We start from the raw sequence: 1,724 nt of genomic DNA on the forward strand, positions 1-1,724 counted from the left end.
GCTCGGCCGGGGGTGATGCGCCTTCTCGTCACGCGCATCGCCGCCGAAGCGGCCCGGTTGACCGGCGAGCTTGCCGCGGCGGGCCATGTCTGCGGCATCGCGCCGATGATCGAGATCGTGCCGCGCACCGGCATCACCCTCGACCTGTCGGGGGTTCAGGCCCTGCTGGTCACCAGCGGCAGCGGTGTCGCCGCGCTGGCGGGGGCGACGTCGGAACGCGGCCTGCCGGTTCTCGCGGTGGGTGATTCGACCGCCCGCAAGGCCCGTGCCGCCGGATTCCGCGATGTGCGCAACGCCGATGGCGATGTCGAGGCGCTGACCGACCTTGCCCGCCGCACCCTCGATCCCGGGGCGGGCCGCCTGATCCATGCCGCCGGCGCCAGCCTGGCCGGCGATCTGGCCGGGCGGCTGACGGCGCTGGGCTTCGACGTCGAACGGGTCACGCTCTATGATTCTCAGCCGGCCCGCGCGCTGCCCGACGGGATTCGCGAAAGCCTGATGGCCGGCGACTTCGAGGGAATTCTGTTTTTCTCTCCCCGCACGGCGGCGACCTTTGTTACCCTCGCGCGGAACGGCCTGCCGAAACCCGACTTCAGCGGCAGGACAGCCTATTGCCTGTCGGCAGCGGTCGCGGATGCGCTCGCCCCTCTCGGTTTCGGCCGGGTCCTGGTGGCGGCGCATCCGACCGAGGCCGATCTTCGGGCGCTGCTCGCCCCTTCGCCTGATCTACGGAGCACGACATGACCGAGCGTCCCGACCAGCCGGGCCAGAAACCCGACCCGCGCGACCTCGACAGCGAGATCGAAGCGGCGACCGGCGGCGATGCGAACCCGCCGGGCGATACCCCTATTCTGGACAAGCCGCTGGAAGACCCGCCACCGAGCCTCGATTCCTCGGCCTACGCCATGCCGCCGGCACCACGCGGCTCCCGTCGCAGCCTGTGGTTCGGCGTCAGTGCCATCCTGCTGATCGGCGCCGGTGCCGGTATCTGGCACTTCTATGGCGACCGCATCATGGCGCCGCTTGCGACGACCACCACGACCATCACCCCGGGCACCGTCACCGCCGCCGTGCCGAGCGCGCTCGAGGGCCGCGTCAGCGCGGTGGAAGCGGCCGTGAACAGCCTCGACCGCAAGCTCCTGTCGCTTGAAGGCCATGTCGGCGACCTGACCGATTCCTCCGGCGCCGATGCCGCCCTCGCCGAACTTCGCGATGAGATCGCCGCCCTGCGCGAGCGTCAGGGCGCGCTGGAAGAAAACCTGGCCTCGGCCGAGGACGGCACCGATGGCGGAGCACCGTCCACCGATGGCGAAACCACCACCGCCCCCCCGCCGCCATCCTCGATGATCGCCGAGACCGCGCTGTCGGCGCGGATGGCGGCGCTGGAGGCCAAGCTCGCCGCCGCGCCCACGGTCGATACCGAAGCCCTGGCGACGATCGAACGGGATATCGCCGCCCTGAAGGCGGCCACTGCCGAGACCGACATGAGAATCGCCAGCGAGACCGAGCGGCTGAAGGCCGTGGGGCGCGGCGTCTCCCTCGTCTATGCCATCGGCCGGCTGCGGGCCGGCGTCGCGGCGGAAGCGCCCTATGCCGCCCCGCTCGATGCCGTGCGCGGTCATTTCGATGCCCTTGGTCTGCTGCGCGAGCCGGCGATCGGCAAGGCGCTGGACACTTTGGCCGCCCATGCCGCCAGCGGCCTGCCTGGCCGGGCCACCCTGGCC

General features: G+C 71.5%; 2 protein-coding genes. Both read left to right on the forward strand.

Features of this window, described 5'->3' with window-relative positions; all coding sequences use genetic code 11:
- The coding region (locus WAZ62_RS21685; RefSeq protein WP_422645599.1) for a uroporphyrinogen-III synthase at positions 1 to 744 on the forward strand (744 nt) is incomplete at its 5' end.
- The coding region (locus WAZ62_RS21690) for a hypothetical protein (protein WP_422645600.1) at positions 741 to 1,724 on the forward strand (984 nt) is incomplete at its 3' end. The genes WAZ62_RS21685 and WAZ62_RS21690, both read left to right, overlap by 4 nt.

The sequence above is a fragment of the Zavarzinia sp. genome (assembly GCF_049306435.1).
Classification (GTDB): domain Bacteria; phylum Pseudomonadota; class Alphaproteobacteria; order Zavarziniales; family Zavarziniaceae; genus Zavarzinia.